13 protein-coding genes are annotated in these 17333 nt (G+C 70.5%); 9 read left to right on the top strand and 4 right to left on the bottom strand.

The genetic code is table 11. The features are described from left to right. From tagH to LQ222_RS22915, 6 genes are all read left to right on the top strand, one after another. A partial coding sequence (gene tagH / locus LQ222_RS22940) for a type VI secretion system-associated FHA domain protein TagH (protein ID WP_230169199.1) occupies positions 1-672 on the top strand: 672 nt, incomplete at its 5' end. A 26-nt stretch (positions 673-698) separates the two neighbouring features. Next, positions 699-2036: a type VI secretion system baseplate subunit TssK gene (tssK, locus tag LQ222_RS22935; RefSeq protein WP_230169198.1), complete on the top strand. Its 1338-nt coding sequence runs from the start codon at positions 699-701 to the stop codon at positions 2034-2036. 31 nt (positions 2037-2067) lie between these two features. Continuing rightward, positions 2068-3513 carry a type VI secretion system protein TssL, long form gene (gene tssL, locus LQ222_RS22930; protein WP_230169197.1) on the top strand — a complete coding sequence of 482 codons (1446 nt, stop codon included), beginning with the start codon at positions 2068-2070 and terminating at the stop codon, positions 3511-3513. Between the two features lie 2 nt (positions 3514-3515). Then, the gene (gene tssM / locus LQ222_RS22925) at positions 3516-6986 is read left to right on the top strand and encodes a type VI secretion system membrane subunit TssM (protein WP_230169196.1); all 3471 of its coding nucleotides are present in this window, start codon (positions 3516-3518) and stop codon (positions 6984-6986) included. Continuing rightward, the gene (gene tagF / locus LQ222_RS22920; RefSeq protein ID WP_230169195.1) at positions 6965-8377 is read left to right on the top strand and encodes a type VI secretion system-associated protein TagF; all 1413 of its coding nucleotides are present in this window, start codon (positions 6965-6967) and stop codon (positions 8375-8377) included. Before tssM ends, tagF begins: the two co-directional genes overlap by 22 nt. After that, positions 8374-9087: a PP2C family serine/threonine-protein phosphatase gene (locus tag LQ222_RS22915; protein ID WP_230169194.1), complete on the top strand. Its 714-nt coding sequence runs from the start codon at positions 8374-8376 to the stop codon at positions 9085-9087. Before tagF ends, LQ222_RS22915 begins: the two co-directional genes overlap by 4 nt. A 437-nt stretch (positions 9088-9524) precedes the next feature. On the opposite strand, the gene LQ222_RS22910 is transcribed toward LQ222_RS22915, so the two are convergent. The 4 genes from LQ222_RS22910 to tssH all read right to left on the bottom strand — a co-directional run bounded on the left by LQ222_RS22910 (position 9525) and on the right by tssH (position 13840). Then, positions 9525-10007: a type VI secretion system tube protein Hcp gene (locus LQ222_RS22910; protein ID WP_230169193.1), complete on the bottom strand. Its 483-nt coding sequence runs from the start codon at positions 10005-10007 to the stop codon at positions 9525-9527. Positions 10008-10011: 4 nt separating this feature from the next. Beyond that, positions 10012-10512, bottom strand: a complete 501-nt coding sequence (locus LQ222_RS22905) for a type VI secretion system tube protein Hcp (RefSeq protein ID WP_230169192.1) — start codon at positions 10510-10512, stop codon at positions 10012-10014. A 103-nt stretch (positions 10513-10615) separates the two neighbouring features. Next, positions 10616-11095 (bottom strand): type VI secretion system tube protein Hcp, encoded by a 480-nt coding sequence (locus tag LQ222_RS22900; protein ID WP_230169191.1) that lies wholly within the window; start codon positions 11093-11095, stop codon positions 10616-10618. Between the two features lie 72 nt (positions 11096-11167). After that, the gene (tssH, locus tag LQ222_RS22895; protein ID WP_230169190.1) at positions 11168-13840 is read right to left on the bottom strand and encodes a type VI secretion system ATPase TssH; all 2673 of its coding nucleotides are present in this window, start codon (positions 13838-13840) and stop codon (positions 11168-11170) included. Between the two features lie 152 nt (positions 13841-13992). Here tssH and tssA point away from each other — a divergent pair, with 152 nt between their 5' ends. The 3 genes from tssA (at position 13993) to tssC (ending at position 17311) form a co-directional block, all read left to right on the top strand. Then, the gene (tssA, locus tag LQ222_RS22890) at positions 13993-15117 is read left to right on the top strand and encodes a type VI secretion system protein TssA (protein ID WP_230169189.1); all 1125 of its coding nucleotides are present in this window, start codon (positions 13993-13995) and stop codon (positions 15115-15117) included. A gap of 187 nt (positions 15118-15304) precedes the next feature. Beyond that, positions 15305-15811: a type VI secretion system contractile sheath small subunit gene (gene tssB, locus LQ222_RS22885; RefSeq protein WP_230169188.1), complete on the top strand. Its 507-nt coding sequence runs from the start codon at positions 15305-15307 to the stop codon at positions 15809-15811. Positions 15812-15814: 3 nt separating this feature from the next. Further along, positions 15815-17311 (top strand): type VI secretion system contractile sheath large subunit, encoded by a 1497-nt coding sequence (tssC, locus tag LQ222_RS22880; RefSeq protein WP_230169187.1) that lies wholly within the window; start codon positions 15815-15817, stop codon positions 17309-17311. The last annotated feature ends 22 nt before the right edge of the window (positions 17312-17333 follow it).

Raw genomic sequence — 17333 nt, 5'->3', positions numbered from 1 at the left:
CCGCCGCCCGCGGCCGATCCCTTCGCCGAACCGCCGCCCGCGCCCCGCGCGCCGCCGCCACCTGTCGCGGCGCCCGCACCGCCGCCGGCCGTGCCCGGCGGCGGCGGTACCGATGCCGGGCTGGCGGCCTTCCTCGCCGGCGCCGGCCTGCCGGCGCACATGGCGGCCAATGCCGATCCGGACGCGGCACTGCGCGCGCTGGGCGCGGCCTTCCACGCCGCTGTGTCGGGCCTGCGGCAGTTGCTGATCGCGCGCGCCGACGTGAAGCGGGAATTCCGCATCGAGCAGACCATGCTGCGCTCCGCCGGCAACAACCCGGTGAAGTTCGCGGCCTCGGACGAACAGGCGCTGGCCTCGCTGGTCACCGCCGGCCCGCAGGTCGGCCCGCGCGCGGTGCGCGAGACGGTCGAGGACCTGACCGCCCACCAAGTCGCCACGCTGGCCGCGACGCAGGCCGCCGCGCGTGCCCTGCTCGCCCGCCTGGCGCCCGAGGGCCTGGAGGGCCAGGAAGGCGGCGGCGGTGGCCTGTTCGCCAGCAAGGACAAGAAGCTGTGGGAGGCCTACAAGCGGCTCCACCAGCAGGTCACCGAACAATTCGACGATGATTTCGACAGCGCCTTCGGCAAGGAATTCGCGCGCGCCTACGAACAGGCGTCGCGAAAAGATCGCTAGGGCCGGGGCAGGGGAGCACTTCGCGGATGCTGTGGCACGACAAGGTTGTCTGGCAGGAGGGCATGTTCCTCCGTGCCCAGCACTTCCAGCAGCAGGACCGTCATTTCGAGTGGATGCTGCAGGCGCGCGCCGCACCGCTGCGCCCGCATCCCTGGGGCATCATGGAATTGTCGCTCGACCGCGACCTGCTGGCGGCGGGCAAGTTCGCCATCGCCTCCGCCACCGGGATCATGGAGGACGGCACCGCCTTCTCGGTGCCGGGCCACGCCGACCAGCCCGCGCCGCTCGACCTGCCCGAGGGCACGCGCAACTGCGTGGTCTACCTGGCCCTGCCGGTGCGTCAGCCGGGCAGCCCCGAGATCGCGTTTTCCGAAGGCCCGGAGATGGCTGCCGCGCGCTACGGCATGCGCGGCTTCGAAGCCTTCGACACGCATTCCGACGCCACCGTTCCCGCCGAGCTGCAGGTCGGCCGCCCGCGCCTGCGCTTCATGCTCGAGACCGAGGAGCGCGCCGGCTTCTCGACCATCGGCCTGACCCGGGTGGTGGAAGTCCAGGCCGATCGCCGCGTGGTGGTGGATGACCGCTTCATCCCGCCCTGCCTGCGCGTCTCGGCCTCCCCGCCGCTGGCGAACCTGGTCGGCGAGCTGGTCGGCATGCTCGGCCAGCGCGCGGAAGCCCTGGGCGCGCGGCTGTCGCAGCCCGGTGCGCGCGGCGTGGCCGAGGTGGCGGACTTCCTGCTGCTCCAGGCGGTCAACCGCTGGCAGCCGCTGCTCGCGCACTGGGCCGATGCCGGCAACGTGCATCCCGAGGCGCTGTACGCCGCGCTCGTGCAGCTGGCCGGCGAATTGGCCACCTTCACCGACCCCAAGCGCATGGCCGCGACCTACCCGGCCTATCGCCATGAAGACCTGCAGCGGTCCTTCGCCCCCGTCGTGGCCGACCTGCGGCGGTCGCTGTCGATGGTGCTGGAGACCAACGCCGTCTCGATCCCGCTGCAGGACCGCCAGTTCGGCGTGCGCGTCGGCCCGATCACCGACCGCAACCTGCTGCGCGCCAGCCAGTTCGTCCTGACCGTCCAGGCCGACCTGCCGTCCGAGCAGCTCCGCCGGGTGTTTCCCAACCAGGTCAAGATCGGCGCCGTCGAGCATATCCGCGAGCTGGTCAACGTGGCGCTGCCGGGCATCCAGGTGCGCCCGTTGCCGGTGGCACCGCGGCAGATCCCGTTCCATTCGGCCGCGGTCTATTTCGAATTGGACCGCGGCAGCCCGCACTGGGCACAGATGCAGAATTCCGGGGCCTTCGCCATCCATGTCTCCGGCGATTTCCCGCAGCTGAAGCTTGAACTCTGGGCGATCCGCGGATGATCGCGACCCCTGACCCGAAGGACCGCGCGCGATGAGCGACAATCCCTTCGCCGAACCGGACGACAGCGACCGCACGGTGGTGCGCGGGCCAGGCGGGGCCGGGGCATCGCGCCCCGTGCCCGCCGCGCCCATGCCCGGCGCCGGGCAACGCCCGCCGCCGCCGGTGGGTGGCTATGGCGCGATGCCGACCGGGGCCGGCGGGCCGCCCCCGGCGCGAGCCGAATCCGCCCCGCGCCTGGCCGGCGAGGCCGAGGCGCTGCCCAAGATCGGCATCGGCCCGCTCGCCGCCGCCGCGCAGCCGCTGCTCGACCTGCTCGGCCGGCTGTCCAATGCCGGCATGACCGCCCCGCCGCAGGGCGAGGAACTGCGCGAACGCGCCCTGCGCGCGTTCCGGCAGTTCGAGACGGATGCGGCGGCCGCGGGCATCAGCGCCGAGCAGGTGCGCGCCGCGCACTATATCCTGTGCGCCAGCCTCGATGACGTGGTGCTGTCCTACAATTGGGGCCAGGCGAGCGTGTGGTCGGTGCAGTCGCTGGTCGCGACCTTCCACCAGGAAGTGAAGTCGGGCGACCGCTTCTTCGACGTGCTGGCCGGCATGCAGAAGGACCCGGGCCGCTGGAAGGATGCGCTGGAGGTCGTCTATCTCTGCCTCGCGCTGGGCTTCCAGGGGCGCTACCGGCTCTCGCCGCGCGGCGCGTCCGAGCTCGAACGGATCCGCGAGGGGCTCTACCAGCTGCTGGTGCAGGTGCGCGCGCCCTGGGAGCGCGAACTCTCGCCGCACTGGAAGGGCGTCGATGCGCCCCATCGCGGGCCGCGCCGCGGCATCCCGGCCTGGGTCGCGGCCTGCGTCGCGATCTTCGCGCTCGGCATGGGCTATGCGTGGCTGGCGAATGCCATGAATGAAGGGTCGGACGGGCTTTATGCGCGGATGGCCGCGCTGCCGCCGGGCGCCTTCCCCGAGATCGTGCGCCCCGCGCCGCCGCGCCCGCCCGCGCCGCCGCCCCCGCCGCCGGCCAATCTGCCGCCGCCGCCGCCTGATTTTCTGCTGACTCTCCAGCAATTCCTGAAGCCCGAGATCGACCAGGGGCTGCTGACCGTGTTCGGCGATGGGCGTTCGGTGACCGTGCGGCTGAAGGGCACGGGCATGTTCGCCTCCGGTTCCGCGACGCTCGAACCGCGCTTCATCCCGATCCTGCAGCGCGTCGGGCAGGGGCTGCGCACCGAACCGGGGCGCGTGCAGGTGATCGGCCATTCCGACAACCAGCCGATCCGCACCGTGCGCTTCCCGTCCAACTTCCAGCTCTCGGCCGCGCGCGCCGAGGCGGCGGCGGCGATCATCTCGGCCGCCACCGGCAATCCCGGCCGCTTCACCACCGAAGGCCGCGCGGACGCCGAGCCGATCGCCGACAATCGCACCGCCGAAGGGCGCGAGGCGAACCGGCGCATCGAGGTGATCCTGCTGCGAGGGACGAACTGACGATGGAACTCCTCACCGTCCTGCGCCCCTTCGTCACCGGCCGCGCCCTGGCGGCCATGCTGGCGGTCGGCTTGCTGGTGCCGATCGTCTGGCTGTTCGGGCCGATGATCAACATCGGCGGCTTCCGCCCGCTGGAGAACGAAATCAACCGGATGGCCGTCTGCGTCGGCCTGTTCGTGATCTGCCTGGCCTTCATCTGGTTCTCGGACCGCCGGCGCCGGCGGCGCGACGCGCTGCTGGTGCAGGGCATCGCCGAGCCCGACCCCACCGCCGACCGCGCGGCGGAGGAGGAGAGCGAGCTGCGCGACCGCCTGACCGCGGCGATGGATCGCCTCAAGGCCAGCAGCGGCAAGAAGGGCGGCTTCCTGTATGAACAGCCCTGGTACGTCATCATCGGCCCGCCGGGGTCGGGCAAGACCACCGCGCTGGCCAATTCCGGCCTGGATTTCCCGCTGAGCGACGGCGGCAAGCTGCAGGGCGTGGGCGGCACCAGGCTGTGCGAATGGTGGCTGTCCGACAATGCCGTGCTGATCGACACGGCCGGGCGCTACACCAGCCAGGATTCCGATGCCTCGGCCGACAAGGCGGGGTGGGAACGTTTCCTCACGCTGCTGAAGAAGTCGCGCCCGCGCCTGCCGCTGAACGGCGTGCTGGTGACCTTCGGCGTGGACATGATCTCGCGCCTCGGTCCGGCCGAGCGCGAGCAGCACGCGCGTTCCGTGCGCCGCCGCATCAAGGAGCTGGAGGACAAGCTCGGCCAGCGCCTGCCGGTCTATTTCATGATCAGCAAGACCGACCTGCTGGCCGGCTTCATGGAATTCTTCGACGACCTCGACAAGACCGCGCGGGAGCAGGTCTGGGGCTTCACCTTCCCGGCCGAGGTGGCGGGCGAGGTGGGCGCGGCGGCCAAGTTCACCGAGGAATTCCAGCTGCTGCTGGGCCGCCTGCAGGACCGCGTGATCGAACGGCTGCAGCACGAACGCGGGCCGCAGCAGCGCGCCACGCTGGCCGGCTTCCCGGCGCAGTTCGCCTCGCTGGAGGGGCCGCTGGCGGCTTTCGTCACGGCGGCCTTCGCCGGCACGCGCCTTGATCCCGCACCGATGCTGCGCGGCGTGTACTTCACGTCGGGCACGCAGGAGGGCAGCCCGCTCGATCGCCTGGCCGGCGCGCTGTCGCGCTCCTTCGGGCTCGATCCCAAGCGCCCGGCCGCGGTGATGCAGCAGAAGGGCCGCGCGTACTTCATCAACAAGTTGCTGAAGGACGTGGTGTTCAACGAGGCGCGGCTCGCCTCGGGCGACCGCAAGGCGGATACGCGCCGGCGCCGCGTCGCCATCGCCGCGTGGTCGGTCGCCGCGCTGCTGGTCGCCGGCGGCGGGCTCTATGGCTGGAAGGCCTGGAGCGACGAGCAGGACCGCGCGACGCGCCTGGCCGAGCAGGTCGGCAAGGCCGAGCAGGCGGCGCAGGGCATTCCCTTCGAACGCATCACCGATGCCGAATTCCGCCGCATCCTGCCCTATATGGATGCCGCGCGCGGGCTGCCGCCGGCGGCCCAGGGCGACGGGCCGCTGTTCGGGCTCAGCCAGGGCGAGAAGCTGGAAGCGGGTGCGAATGCGGCCTATCGCCGCGCGCTCGACCGCAGCTTCCTGCCGCGCCTGCTGGCCCGGCTCGAGGACGCGATGCGCACCAGCTTCCAGCGGCCCGACGAACTGTACGACGCGACGCGCGCCTACCTGATGCTCGGCCAGGAAGGGCCAATGGATGTCGCGCTGGTCAAGAACTGGTTCATCCGCGACTGGTTCCGCGCCTTCCCCGGCGCGGTGAATCAGCCGATCCGCGATGCGCTGGCCGCGCATCTCGATGCCACCATCGCCGGGCGTTACCACCGCTATCCGGTGGATGGCGCGCTGGTCGATGCGTCGCGGCGCATCTTCTCGCGGCTGCCGCTGGCGGATCGCGTCTTCTCGCGCCTGCAGACGGCGGCGACCACGGCGAATATCCAGCCCTGGCGGCCGGCCGATGCGCTGGGCCAGGCGGGGCAGCGGTACTTCGTGCGGGCCTCCGGCGCGCCTCTCACCGAGGGCATTCCCGCGCTCTACACCATCGATGGGCTGTATCGCGGGCTGCTGCCGGTGCTTGGCCAGTCGGTGCGGCAGGGCGTGGCCGAATACTGGGTGCTCGGGCCGGAGGGTGCCAACCTCGGCACCGATGACCCGGCGGCGCTGGAGCAATCCGTGCTGCGGCTCTACGCGCAGGAATATGCGCGGCAGTGGCAGGCGATGATGGACGACCTGAACCTCTCGCCGCTGCCGCCCGCCCTGGCCCAGCAGGCCGAGGCGCTGAACCTGCTGGGTGCGCCCAATTCGCCGATGAAGGACCTGCTGCGCGCGATCGCCCGGCAGGTCACGGTGGGCACGCCGCCGCAGGGCTGGGCGCCGCCTGGCCAGCAGCCGCGGCCCGCGCCCACCCCCGGCCAGCCGCCGCAGCCGGCCGAACCGACCGGCGCCGAGCCGGTGGCCGCGATCGTCGAACCCCGCTTCGAGGCGCTGCGCGCGTCCGCCGGCGACCCGATCGACGGCGTGCTGCGCATCGTCAACGACCTGTTCGTGCAGGTGCAGCGCCTGGCCACGGCGCCGCCCGGCACGGTGCCGGCGCAGGCGGCGGGTCTCGATCCCGGTCAGCGCCTGCAGGCGGAGGCGGCGCGCCAGCCGCAGCCGCTCAGCCGCTGGCTGAACAGCATGGTCGGCGCCACCAACGTCGCGCGCGGCGGCGGGGCGAAGGCGGCGCTGGCCGCGGCGGCGGCGCAGCAGTTGGCACCCTTCTGCCGCGGGCTCGACCAGCGCTTCCCGTTCAACATCAACGGCGAGGACCTGCCGGTCGACGACTTCATGCGGCTGTTCGGCCCCGGCGGCGTGTTCGACCAGTTCTTCACGCAGAACGTGCGCCAGTATGTCGACACGACGCAGACACCCTGGCGGCCGATGGCGACCGATGGCCTGCCGCCGCCGATCAGCGCGGCCGACCTGATGCAGTTCCAGCGCGCGGTGGCGATCCGCATGGCCTTCTTCCCGGCGGCGTCGTCGCTCGGCCTGCGCTTCGAACTGGTGCCGCGCGGCATGGATCCGGGCGCGCTGTCGGCTGTGCTGGAGTTCGAGGGCACGCGCACCGAGATCGCGCAGGGTGGCGCGGCGCGGCCGATCGCGCTGTCCTGGCCGGCGCGCGGCAACCTGACGCTGTCCTTCGACCCGCCATCGTCGATCGGGCCGCTGGCCTATGACGGTGCGTGGTCGGCGATGCGGCTGGTGATGCGGCGCAACTCCACGCTGGCGCCGATGGGCAATACACGGGAACGGATGCGGCTGCGCGTGGTGCAGGGGGAACGCAGCATGGATTTCGAGCTCCGCGCGGGCAGTGCCCAGCACCCCTTCGGCCTGCCCGAGCTGGCGCAGTTCCGATGCCCGACCCTCGCCCCCTGAGCGGCCTCTACGGGAAGGTCCCGGCGCATGGCGATTTCGTGCGCCGGGGCCTGCCGTCGAGCTTCGTGGCGCCATGGGATTCCTGGCTTGCCGCCGGGATCGCCGCAGCGCGCGGGCAGCTTGGCGCGCACTGGGACGCGGCCTGGGATACCGCCCCGGCCTGGCGCTTCGCATTGCCGGCCGGCGCCTGCGGGCCCGATGCGGTGGCCGGCGTGATGCTGCCGAGCCAGGACCAGGTCGGGCGCCGATTCCCCATCACCCTGGCCGCGCTGCTGCCGCCTGGCGCCGCCCCGCCCGGCCCCGACTGGTTCGATGCGCTGGAGGGCGCCGCGCGCGCCGGGCTGGCGGGGCAGGCCGACGCCGATGCGCTGGCCGCCGCGGTGCCGCTGCCGGGCGCGCCGATCCTGGCGCAGCATTTCGCCCTGCCGCCGATCCTGCCGGGCCCACCGACCGACGCGGAACCGCTGCCCTGGCCCGCGACCGAAGCGCCGCGGGCGCTGCCCGACCCCGCTCATCCGGATGACGACGTGCTGGCCATGCTCTCGGCGCCCGCCGCACAACCGCCCGGCGCGGCGCCCGGCGACGGGCATTCGCATGACGACGTGCTGGCACTGCTCGCGACGCCTGCCGCGCCGATGCAGCCGGAGCCTCACGACGATCCGCTGGCCCTGCTGATCGGGTCAGCCGCATCGACCGCCGCGACCGCGCCCGACCCCGACGGCACGCTGGCCGGGCTGATCGGCGCCGGGGCAGGGGATGCGCCGCCGCATCCCGGCACCGGGATGGCGGGCGAGCATGACGGGACGCTCGCGGGCCTGATCGGGTTGCCGGGGCTGGATGGATCCGCTGCTGCGCCATCGGTGGCGGGCGATGGTGACGGCATTCTCACAGGCCTGACCGGCGCGCCGGCGCAGGATGAACCGGCCGCCGCGCCACCGACCGCGCGCGAGCTTGACGGCACGCTCGACGGCCCGATCGGCGTGTCGAGGCAGGATGCATCGACGCCCGGCCAGGATGACGGAACGCTCGCGGGCCTGGTCGGCCCGTCGGCGACCGGCGCGCCGACTGACGGGGACGACGGTGCGCTCGCGGGCCTGGTCGGCGATCGCGAAGCCCCTTCGCCCGCGCTTGCACTGGCCGGCGGCGATGCAGGGCACGCCGCTACCGAAGGCCCCGACATGCTTGCCGAGACGGTGCCGATGGGTTGGCCGGAACTGGCCGATGCCCATGACGCCCAGCCAGCCAGGGATGCCCACGCCGCCGCGCCGCCGGCGCCCGAAGGCGGCGGGTGGTGGACCCGTGGTGGCGCGCATGTACCGCCGATGGTCTGGCCCATGCCGGGCCTGCCCGACCCCGCCGACTTCGCATACCTGCTGGAAGCCGCCGCATGACCTGGCGCCTGATCTCCCACGCTGCCACCCATCCCGGCGCCGTCCGGCCGCGCAACGAGGATGCGCTGCTCGACAGGCCCGATATCGGCCTGTGGGTCGTGGCCGATGGCGCCGGCGGGCATGGCGCGGGGGATGTCGCCTCGGCCGCCATCGTCGCCGCGCTCGAGACCATCGGTCCGGGGCTCTCGGCGGCGGAACTGCTCGCGCAGGTGCGAATCCGCCTCACCCAGGTGCACCAGGGCCTGCAGGAGGAAGCGGCGCGGCGCGGCCCGGGCCGAATCCTGGCATCGACCGTCGTGGTCATGCTGGCGCGCGGCGAGCACTTCGCGATGCTCTGGGCCGGCGATTCGCGCGGCTACCTGATGCGCAACGGCGCGCTCACGCGCGTCACGCGCGACCATTCGCTGGTGCAGGAGCTGGTCGACCAGGGCACGCTCAGCGAGGATGAGGCCGAGAGCCACCCGCAGGCCAATGTGATCACCCGCGCGGTGGGCGCGCAGGGGGAGCTGGAACTCGACAAGATCTCCGGCCGGATCGCCGAGGGCGACCGCTACCTGCTGTGCACCGATGGCCTGTTCAAGACCATGTCGGAAGCCGAGATCGCCGCCATGATCAGCGGCGGCAGCGACGCCCTGGCCATCGTGACGGAGGCGGTGGGCCGCGGCGCGCGCGACAATGTCAGCGCGATCGCGGTGGATTGCCAGGGCTGAACCTGGCGCGTCGCGGCGCCGACCGGCGATAGCTTGCCCTGCGGTCGCGTGCCGGCTGCCTGATTCAGCGGTGCGGACCGCGCATCGACCAGACGCAACGCCTCCGGCGAGGTGATGGTGCGTGAACCGTTACCCGATCGGGTGATCCGGCCTTGCCGGGACCTGCCTTGGCGCCATCGTGGATCGCATCGGCTGGCGGCCGCGCTCCCGGCGCCCTGCGCACTCGTATGCGTTCAACCCCGATCGGATGATCCGATCTGATCGGCGTGCACCAGCATGCCAGAGCCGTTTCCGTTCGCCTTGGCTCGCGGCAACGGCTTTGGCCCGTTGTTCTCGCCAGCGTCTTCACCCGTCCAAGCGACACCGTTCGAACGGATGACGCTCTGAATACAACAGGCTGGAGCCGGCGACGCGAGCGCGAGCGAACGCAGCATGATCTAGGCGCGCCGGGCTCCCGGCAGGTCGTAGGTGACGACGTCCTGCGCCCCGCCGAAGTCGTTGCCGACATTGATGACGGTCAGCGTCAGCTTCTCATAGGTGATGGTGATCGTCTCGACCGGGCTGCCGCCTTCGGCCGCCTCGCCCATCGAGGTGATGAGCGCGTTCTCGAGCGTCAGCTTCAGATACGGCGTCGGCCCGTCGGTGCCGGTCCGCAGCCAGATGACCTCCATCCACTTCTTGCTCATGCTGAGCATCAGGGTCCAGAGGTCGGGCGTCAGGTCGTCGCTCTCGCGCGACAGCTTGATGGCGCGCAGCTGCGGTGCCACCGCAAGGGTCGAGATGCTGCGGTTCTCCGCGGTGCGCTGCTGCAGCGTGCCGCGCGTGCCGCCCCAGGAGAAGTCATTGAGCGCGAGCCAGTCCTCGTAGCCTGCGATGGCGCAGTTGCCAGTGACGCCGGCGATGACCAGGAGAATCGGCATGGCGTCAGATCCCGTTCTGCAGGGTGGCCGAGGACTGCGCGCCACCGCCGCCGGACCCGCCCGAATAGGTGACGATGGTCATCTTCTCGTAGTGCAGCTGGAATTTCTCGATCGCGCGGTCGTCGACCCCCTCGAATTCGAAGCCGACGACCAGGCAGCGGTCGATCTCGTAGCGCAGGAATTCGGCCGGCCCGTCGGTGTCGGTCCGCACGAAGGCAACCACCGCCTGGCGCAGGGTCCTGCCCACCAGCAATTCGCGCATCAGGCCCAGCGTCGATGCGTCGGTGCGCTTCGTGATCTCGATGGGCGGCGCCTCGCCGCCGAAATCGACGCGGCTGCTGCCGCTCTTGCTGATGGCGCGGGACTGCGCGTTGGCATCCGCATGGAACTTGCAACCCGACAACTGCGCCCAGCCATTGCCCGGGCCGGGACGCACCGAGGCGGACGGCAGCGTGTGTTCGCCGGTCACGCCTTCGAAGGACAGGAAGATGTCGCTCTTCGCCATGGATGCGGTCCTTGTCGCGCCGACCCGTCAGGAAAGAAAATGCCGCCCGGATCGCTCCGGACGGCATTCGTGCTGCGCGGCCCCGGATGGTCGCGCCGCAGCGTCAGCCGCTGCTCTTCTTGCTCGCGAGGTCGTAGGAGACGATCTCGGGGTCGCCCACCAGGTCGTCGCTGATCGCGAAGTACTTGAACTCGATCTTGTCGAAGTTCAGGGACAGGCTCTCGGTCGGACGGTCCGAGCCGCCGCCGCTGATCGAGTAGCCCGCCACGCCCGTGCCGGTCAGCGTGTACTGCGCATAGACCTGCTCCTCGCCCTTCGCGGTGCGGACGAAGTCGATCTTCACCGTCTTGTCGAGCGTGCCGGTGGCGCCGGCGATGAACAGCTTCGGCGACGACTTGTCCATCGACTTCGTGACGGTGACGTCGGCGATGCTGACCGTGCCGCTCTCGCGCGTGGACGCGCCCTGGCCACCGATCAGGCCGCGGCCCTCGCCCCAGGAGAAGCTGTGCAGCTCGATCCACTTCTCGTGGCCGGCGGCCGTCAGTTCACCGGGGATCCCGTCGTAGTTCATGTAGATCGGCATTGTGTCTTCCCTTTCCCATCCTGCCCCCGGGAGAGCGGCACAACGCCGTCCCCTGGTGAGCCATTCTATATCTCAGTCGACGTCGTAGCGGAACGACCCGTCGTCGTTCAGCCCAACCTTCACCTGAAGGATTTCATGCCCGTCGGCCAGGCGCGCGAGGATGCGCGCCGACAGCTCCGGCAGTACCGTGCGGCTGAGGATGTTGTCGATGTTGCGCGCGCCGGAACTCACTTCCTTGCAGCGCTCGACGATCGCATCGACGACATTGTCATCGACCTGCAACGGCACGCCGTAGGCTTCCTTCAGCCGCTTGCCGATGCTGCGCAGCTTGAGCCCGGTGATCTTCTTGAGGATCTCCGGCGGCAGCGGATAATAGATCACCACGTTGGTGCGCCCGAGGAAGGCCGGCTTGAACGACTTCAGCAGGTCCGGCATCAGCGCTTCGCGCAGTTCGTTGGGCTCGGGCGCCATCTCGGGGTCGGCGCAGAGCTTGTCGATGGTGTCGGTGCCGGCGTTCGACGTCATGATGATGACGGTGTTGCGGAAGTCGATGTCGCGACCCTCGCCGTCCTTCATGGCACCCTTGTCGAAGACCTGGAAGAACACGTCCTGCACGCCGGGATGCGCCTTCTCCATCTCATCGAGCAGCACGACCGAATACGGGCGCCGGCGCACCGCTTCGGTCAGCACGCCGCCCTCGCCATAGCCCACATAGCCGGGCGGCGAGCCCATGAGCAGGGAGACCTTATGCTCCTCCTTGAACTCGCTCATGTTGATGGTGGTCATGTTCTGCTCGCCGCCATAGAGCAGGTCGGCCACCGCCAGCGCCGTCTCGGTCTTGCCGACGCCGGAGGTGCCGGCCATCAGGAACACGCCGATCGGCTTGCGCGGATCCGTCAGCCCGGCGCGCGAGGTGCGGATCGCCTGCGCGATCGCATCCAGCGCATGGTCCTGGCCGACCACGCGCTCCATCAGGTGGTCCTTCAGCTTCAGGACCGTGTGGATCTCGTCCGAGACCATGCGTCCCACCGGGATGCCGGTCCATGTGCCCACCACGTCGGCCACCGCCTGGCCATCCACCACCGGGAAGACCAGCGGCTCCTCGCCCTGCAGCTTCTTGAGCGCGGCCGAGGCCTCGTTCAGCTCGGTCTTCAGCGCCTCGGTATCCACCGGGTCGGCGGGCTTGCCGTCCGGGCCGGGCATCGGCACCGCGGCGGCCTCGATCTGGTGGCGGATGTCGCGCATCTTCGCGACCAGCGCCTTCTCCTCCTCCCAGCGGTTCATCACCAGCTCGAGCTCGGCGGAGACCTTCGCGTGCTCCTGCTCCAGCGCCTCGCGCCGGGTCTTGTGGTCGGAGCCGGTCGCTTCCTCGCGCTGGATCGCGCCCAGTTCCGTGTCGATCAGCGACAGGCGGCGCTGGCGGTCCTCCACGGGGGCCGGGATGGCGGCCTGGGACATGCCCACGCGCGCGCAGGCGGTGTCGATCAGCGACACGCCCTTGTCGGGCAGCTGGCGCGCCGGGATGTAGCGCGCCGAGAGCTTCACCGCCTGGGTGATGGCTTCATCGAGGATGCGCACGCCATGGTGCTTCTCGAGCGTCGCGACCAGGCCGCGCAGCATCGCGCAGGCCAGCGGTTCGGACGGTTCCTCGACCTTCACCACCTGGAAGCGGCGGGTCAGGGCGGCGTCCTTCTCGAAGTACTTCTTGTACTCGGCCCAGGTGGTGGCGGCGATGCAGCGCATCTCGCCACGCGCCAGGGCCGGCTTCAGCAGGTTCGCCGCATCGTTCTGCCCGGCCGCGCCGCCGGCGCCGATCAGCGTATGCGCCTCGTCGATGAACATCACGATCGGCGTTGGCGACGACTTCACCGCGTCGATGACACCTTTGAGACGATTTTCGAACTCGCCCTTCACGCCGGCACCCGCCTGCAACAGGCCCATGTCGAGCGAATAGAGCTTCACGCCCTTCAGCGCGTCGGGCACGTCGCCCTCGGCGATGCGCAGCGCGAGACCCTCGACCACCGCGGTCTTGCCCACGCCGGCCTCGCCGGTGAGGATCGGGTTGTTTTGGCGGCGCCGGGTCAGGATATCCACCATCTGGCGGATCTCCCCGTCGCGGCCGAGGATCGGGTCGATCTTGCCGGCCTTGGCCTGCGCCACCAGCTCCGTGCAGAACTGGTCGAGCGGCCCGCCCGAGCGCGGCGCCTCGCCGGCGGGGGCACCGCCGGGGGCACCGCTGCCGGCGGGTTCGTTCGCGGCCTCGGCGGATTCCTCGCTGCCCTCGGCCATCTCGCCGAGGTTGCGGCGCACCGCATCGGCCGGCAGGTTCAGCAGCGACGGCGCGCTTTCCTTGACCGTGCGGCCGAGCGTCTCGTCGTTCAGCAGGGCGGCCAGCAGGTGGCCCGAACGGATCTTGGGCGCGCCGGATTCCAGGCTGGTGAGCAGCCACGCCTCGCGCAGCCAGGTGACGATGTCGGGCGAGAGCGAGGGGGCGCGGGAATTGCCGGTCTTGAACTTGTCCAGCGCGCGGGTGATCTCGTTCGCCACGCGCCCGGCATCGACGCCGCCCTTGCGCAGCACGGCGGCCACGTCCGACCCGCTGGTCTCGACCAGCTTCATCAGCACGTGCTCGATCTCGACATTGTAGTGGGTGCGCGACAGGGTCAGCCCCGCCGCCGCCTCCAGCTGCCGACGCGTGAGCGCGTTCATGCGCCCGACAAGGGATTTCAGGTCGATCGCAACCATGCCGGACGCACCCCATTTTCTAAGCTGGACGGCACGGCGGTCCGTGCGCCGCCGGGACGGTAAGGGGGCGTGCGAAACGAGTCCAGCGTGCTAGCGTAGGGCGCCGCGGCCCCTGGCCGGACGGTGTAAGGGGCGTCACACGGGGGTGCAGCATGGGTGAAGGCGTATTGGAAATCGACAGCCTGCTGGCGCCGCTGCCGAACGGCGATGGCGCGGGGGAGGACCTGCGCCCCGACTATTCGCCGGCCTCGCTCTACCAGCGCATCCGTACCCAGCGGAACGACGCGCGCGCCGGCGAGCGTGCGATCGACGGCGGCGATCCCGATGCCAACCCGGCGACCGTGATGGCGGCCTGGCGCGAGGTCAAGAAGCTCGGCATCGAGTGCCTCGGCACCAAGGCCAAGGATTTCGAGATCGCGGCCTGGATGACCGAGGCGCTGGTGCGCCTCGATGGCCTGCGCGGCATGGCGGATGGCGCGGCGGTCATCGCCGGGCTGTGCGAGCAGTACTGGGACACCGGCTTCCCGCGCCTCGACGACGAGGACGGCATCGATGGCCGCGGTGCGCCGATCGGCGGGCTGTCGGGCGAGGGCGCCGACGGCACCCTGATGGCGGCGATCCGCAACTACCCGCTGTTCCGCCGCGGCGACGGCTCGGAATGCGACCTGTTCATGTGGCAGCGCTCCGAGGAGACCGCCGCCCTGGCCGACGAGGCGCGCAAGCAGGCACGCTACAAGGCGGGCATGCCGGCCTTCGACGCGCTGCAGAACGAAGCGCGCGCCGATACCGCGACGCTGCGCGCGGCCGGCGATGCGGCGCGCGCCGCCGCGGCCGCCTGGTCGGCCATGGATGGCGCGGCCGGCACGCGCTTCGGCGCCGATGCCCCGTCCACCCGGCGGGTGGCCGAGGCGCTGGCCGCGATCGTCGACATCAGCACCCGGATCGCCGGCGCGCCGGCCGCGCCGGAAGCTGCCGCCGAGGAGGGCGAGGCGATGGCCGAGGCAACCGAGGGCGCCGCGGGCGTGGCCGTGGGCGGCGTGGTGGCGGCGGGCGGGCCGCGCGTGCTGCGCACCCGCGAGGACGCGATCCGCGGTCTGGAGGAAATCGCGACCTTCTTCCGCAAGACCGAGCCGCATTCGCCGCTGGCCTTCACGCTCGACGACGCGGTGCGCCGCGCGCGGATGCCGCTGATCGACCTGCTGGCCGAGGTGCTGCCCGATGCCGGCGTGCGCAAGCTGATGCTGACGTCGCTGGGCATCCGCGTGGCGGATGAATGATCGTTCGATCCCCGCTGGCATCGCCGGCGCGCCGTGCTAGCCTCGCGGCAGCGGCGGCCGGATCGGGCGCTGATGGATCACTCCTGCGGTTGTGATCCGGATGCGTTGACCCGGAACGGGCTGACTGCGTAATCTTCTCGCGAACCGAAACCCTTGGGCAACGGACCTCGCCCTCAGGAGGAAGCTGATGAGCAGCGTGCATGACAAGCTCGCGCGGGTCCGCAAGCCGCGCGTCCACATCACCTACGAAGTCGAGACCGAGGGCGCGCAGATCGAGCGCGAGCTGCCCTTCGTGGTCGGCATCATGGGCGATTTCGCCGGCGACCCGACCGAACCGCTGAAGCCGCTGGCCGAGCGCAAGTTCGTCCAGATCGACCGCGACAACTTCAACGACGTGATGGCCCGCATCCAGCCGGGGCTGAACATCAAGGTCGACAACACGCTGGCCGGCGACGGCAGCCAGATGTCGGTCGGGCTGAAGTTCCGCAGCCTCGAGGACTTCGAGCCGACCCGCGTGGCCGAGCAGGTGCCGGCGCTCAAGGCGATGCTCGAGACCCGCGCCAAGCTGCGCGACCTGATGTCCAAGGTGGACCGCTCGGATGAGCTCGAAAGCCTGCTCGAGGACGTGCTGAAGGACAAGGACAAGCTCGACAAGCTGTCCGCCGAGCTCGGCCTCGACAAGAAGGAGGGCTGATCCATGAGCCAGACCCAGTCCGATGCCGCCGGCGCGGCAACGACGACCGAAGCGGAAGGCGGCCTCGGCCTGCTCGACCAGGTCATCGGCGCCACCAAGCAGACCGAGCGCGACCGCGCCCAGGACCTGATCAAGGCGCTGACCGAGGAAGCGCTGAAGGGCACCGTGACCTTCAGCCGCAACCTGAGCCAGACCTTCGACCGCGCGATCGCCGCGATCGACCAGAAGGTCAGCCAGCAGCTCAACCAGATCATGCACCATGAGCGGTTCAGCAAGCTCGAAGGCTCCTGGCGCGGCCTGAACTACCTGGTGATGAACAGCGAGACGGGCACGTCGCTCAAGCTGCGCATGCTGCAGATGAGCAAGCGCGAGATGTCGCGCGACCTGCAGAAGGCGGTCGAGTTCGACCAGTCGACCCTGTTCAAGAAGATCTACGAGAACGAGTTCGGCACCCCCGGCGGCGAGCCCTATGGCGCGCTGATCGGCGACTACGAATGGTCGGCGCATCCCGACGACATCGAGACGCTGCGCCTGGTCTCCTCGGTGGCGGCGGCGTCCTTCGCGCCCTTCATCTCGGCCGCCTCGTCGCAGATGTTCGGCATGGAGGACTACCGCGAGCTGTCGAAGCCGCGCGACCTCGCGAAGATCTTCGAGACCGCCGAATACACCAAGTGGCGCTCGCTGCGCGACACCGAGGACGCGCGCTTCCTCAACCTGGTCATGCCGCGCACCATCGCGCGCCTGCCCTATGGCGCCGCCACCGTGGCGGTCGAGGAATTCAACTACGAGGAGGCTCCCTACGACGCCGCCGGCAAGCCGAAGGCGATGGAGCACCAGGACTATTGCTGGATGAACGCGGCCTACGTCATGGGCACGCGCCTGACCGACGCCTTCGCGCAGTACGGCTTCTGCGTCGCCATTCGCGGCGCGGAAGGCGGCGGCAAGGTGCAGAACCTGCCGACCCACGTGTTCACCTCGGACGATGGCGACAGCGACACCAAGTGCCCGACCGAGATCGGCATCACCGACCGCCGCGAGGCCGAGCTCTCGGGCCTGGGCTTCCTGCCGCTGTGCCACTACAAGAACACCGACTACTCCGTGTTCTTCGGCGCCCAGTCGGTGCAGAAGCCCAAGAAGTACGACCGGCCGGAAGCCACCGCGAATGCGGCGATCTCCGCCCGCCTGCCGTACCTCATGGCGACCTCGCGCTTCGCGCACTTCCTGAAGGTGATGGCGCGCGACAAGATCGGCTCCTTCATGGAGGCGACCGATGTCGAGACCTGGCTGAACCGCTGGATCAAGAACTACGTCAACACCAGCCAGAACGCCGACCAGCAGATGAAGGCCAAGTACCCGCTGCGCGAGGCCAAGATCGAGGTCAAGGAAGTCCCCGGCAAGCCGGGCGTGTACAATGCGGTGGCGTATCTGCGGCCGTGGCTGCAGATGGAGGAACTCAGCACCTCCATGCGCATGGTCGCGCGCATTCCGCAGAAGGCCTGACCGCGGCCGGGCGGGGCAGGGA

Source organism: Roseomonas sp. CECT 9278 (assembly GCF_918698155.1).
GTDB lineage: Bacteria > Pseudomonadota > Alphaproteobacteria > Acetobacterales > Acetobacteraceae > Neoroseomonas.
The sequence above is the reverse complement of the archived record's forward strand: the minus strand, read 5'-3'. Positions and strand labels throughout refer to the sequence as shown.

What these genes read in the sequence shown, in the direction of transcription:
- tssK (WP_230169198.1), top strand. Translation starts at nt 699, where the DNA reads ATGCTGTGGCACGACAAGGTTGTCTGGCAGGAGGGCATGTTCCTCCGT.
- tssL (WP_230169197.1), top strand. Translation starts at nt 2,068, where the DNA reads ATGAGCGACAATCCCTTCGCCGAACCGGACGACAGCGACCGCACGGTG.
- tssM (WP_230169196.1), top strand. Translation starts at nt 3,516, where the DNA reads ATGGAACTCCTCACCGTCCTGCGCCCCTTCGTCACCGGCCGCGCCCTG.
- tagF (WP_230169195.1), top strand. Translation starts at nt 6,965, where the DNA reads ATGCCCGACCCTCGCCCCCTGAGCGGCCTCTACGGGAAGGTCCCGGCG.
- LQ222_RS22915 (WP_230169194.1), top strand. Translation starts at nt 8,374, where the DNA reads ATGACCTGGCGCCTGATCTCCCACGCTGCCACCCATCCCGGCGCCGTC.
- LQ222_RS22910 (WP_230169193.1), bottom strand. Translation starts at nt 10,007, where the DNA reads ATGCCGATTCTCCTGGTCATCGCCGGCGTCACTGGCAACTGCGCCATC.
- LQ222_RS22905 (WP_230169192.1), bottom strand. Translation starts at nt 10,512, where the DNA reads ATGGCGAAGAGCGACATCTTCCTGTCCTTCGAAGGCGTGACCGGCGAA.
- LQ222_RS22900 (WP_230169191.1), bottom strand. Translation starts at nt 11,095, where the DNA reads ATGCCGATCTACATGAACTACGACGGGATCCCCGGTGAACTGACGGCC.
- tssH (WP_230169190.1), bottom strand. Translation starts at nt 13,840, where the DNA reads ATGGTTGCGATCGACCTGAAATCCCTTGTCGGGCGCATGAACGCGCTC.
- tssA (WP_230169189.1), top strand. Translation starts at nt 13,993, where the DNA reads ATGGGTGAAGGCGTATTGGAAATCGACAGCCTGCTGGCGCCGCTGCCG.
- tssB (WP_230169188.1), top strand. Translation starts at nt 15,305, where the DNA reads ATGAGCAGCGTGCATGACAAGCTCGCGCGGGTCCGCAAGCCGCGCGTC.
- tssC (WP_230169187.1), top strand. Translation starts at nt 15,815, where the DNA reads ATGAGCCAGACCCAGTCCGATGCCGCCGGCGCGGCAACGACGACCGAA.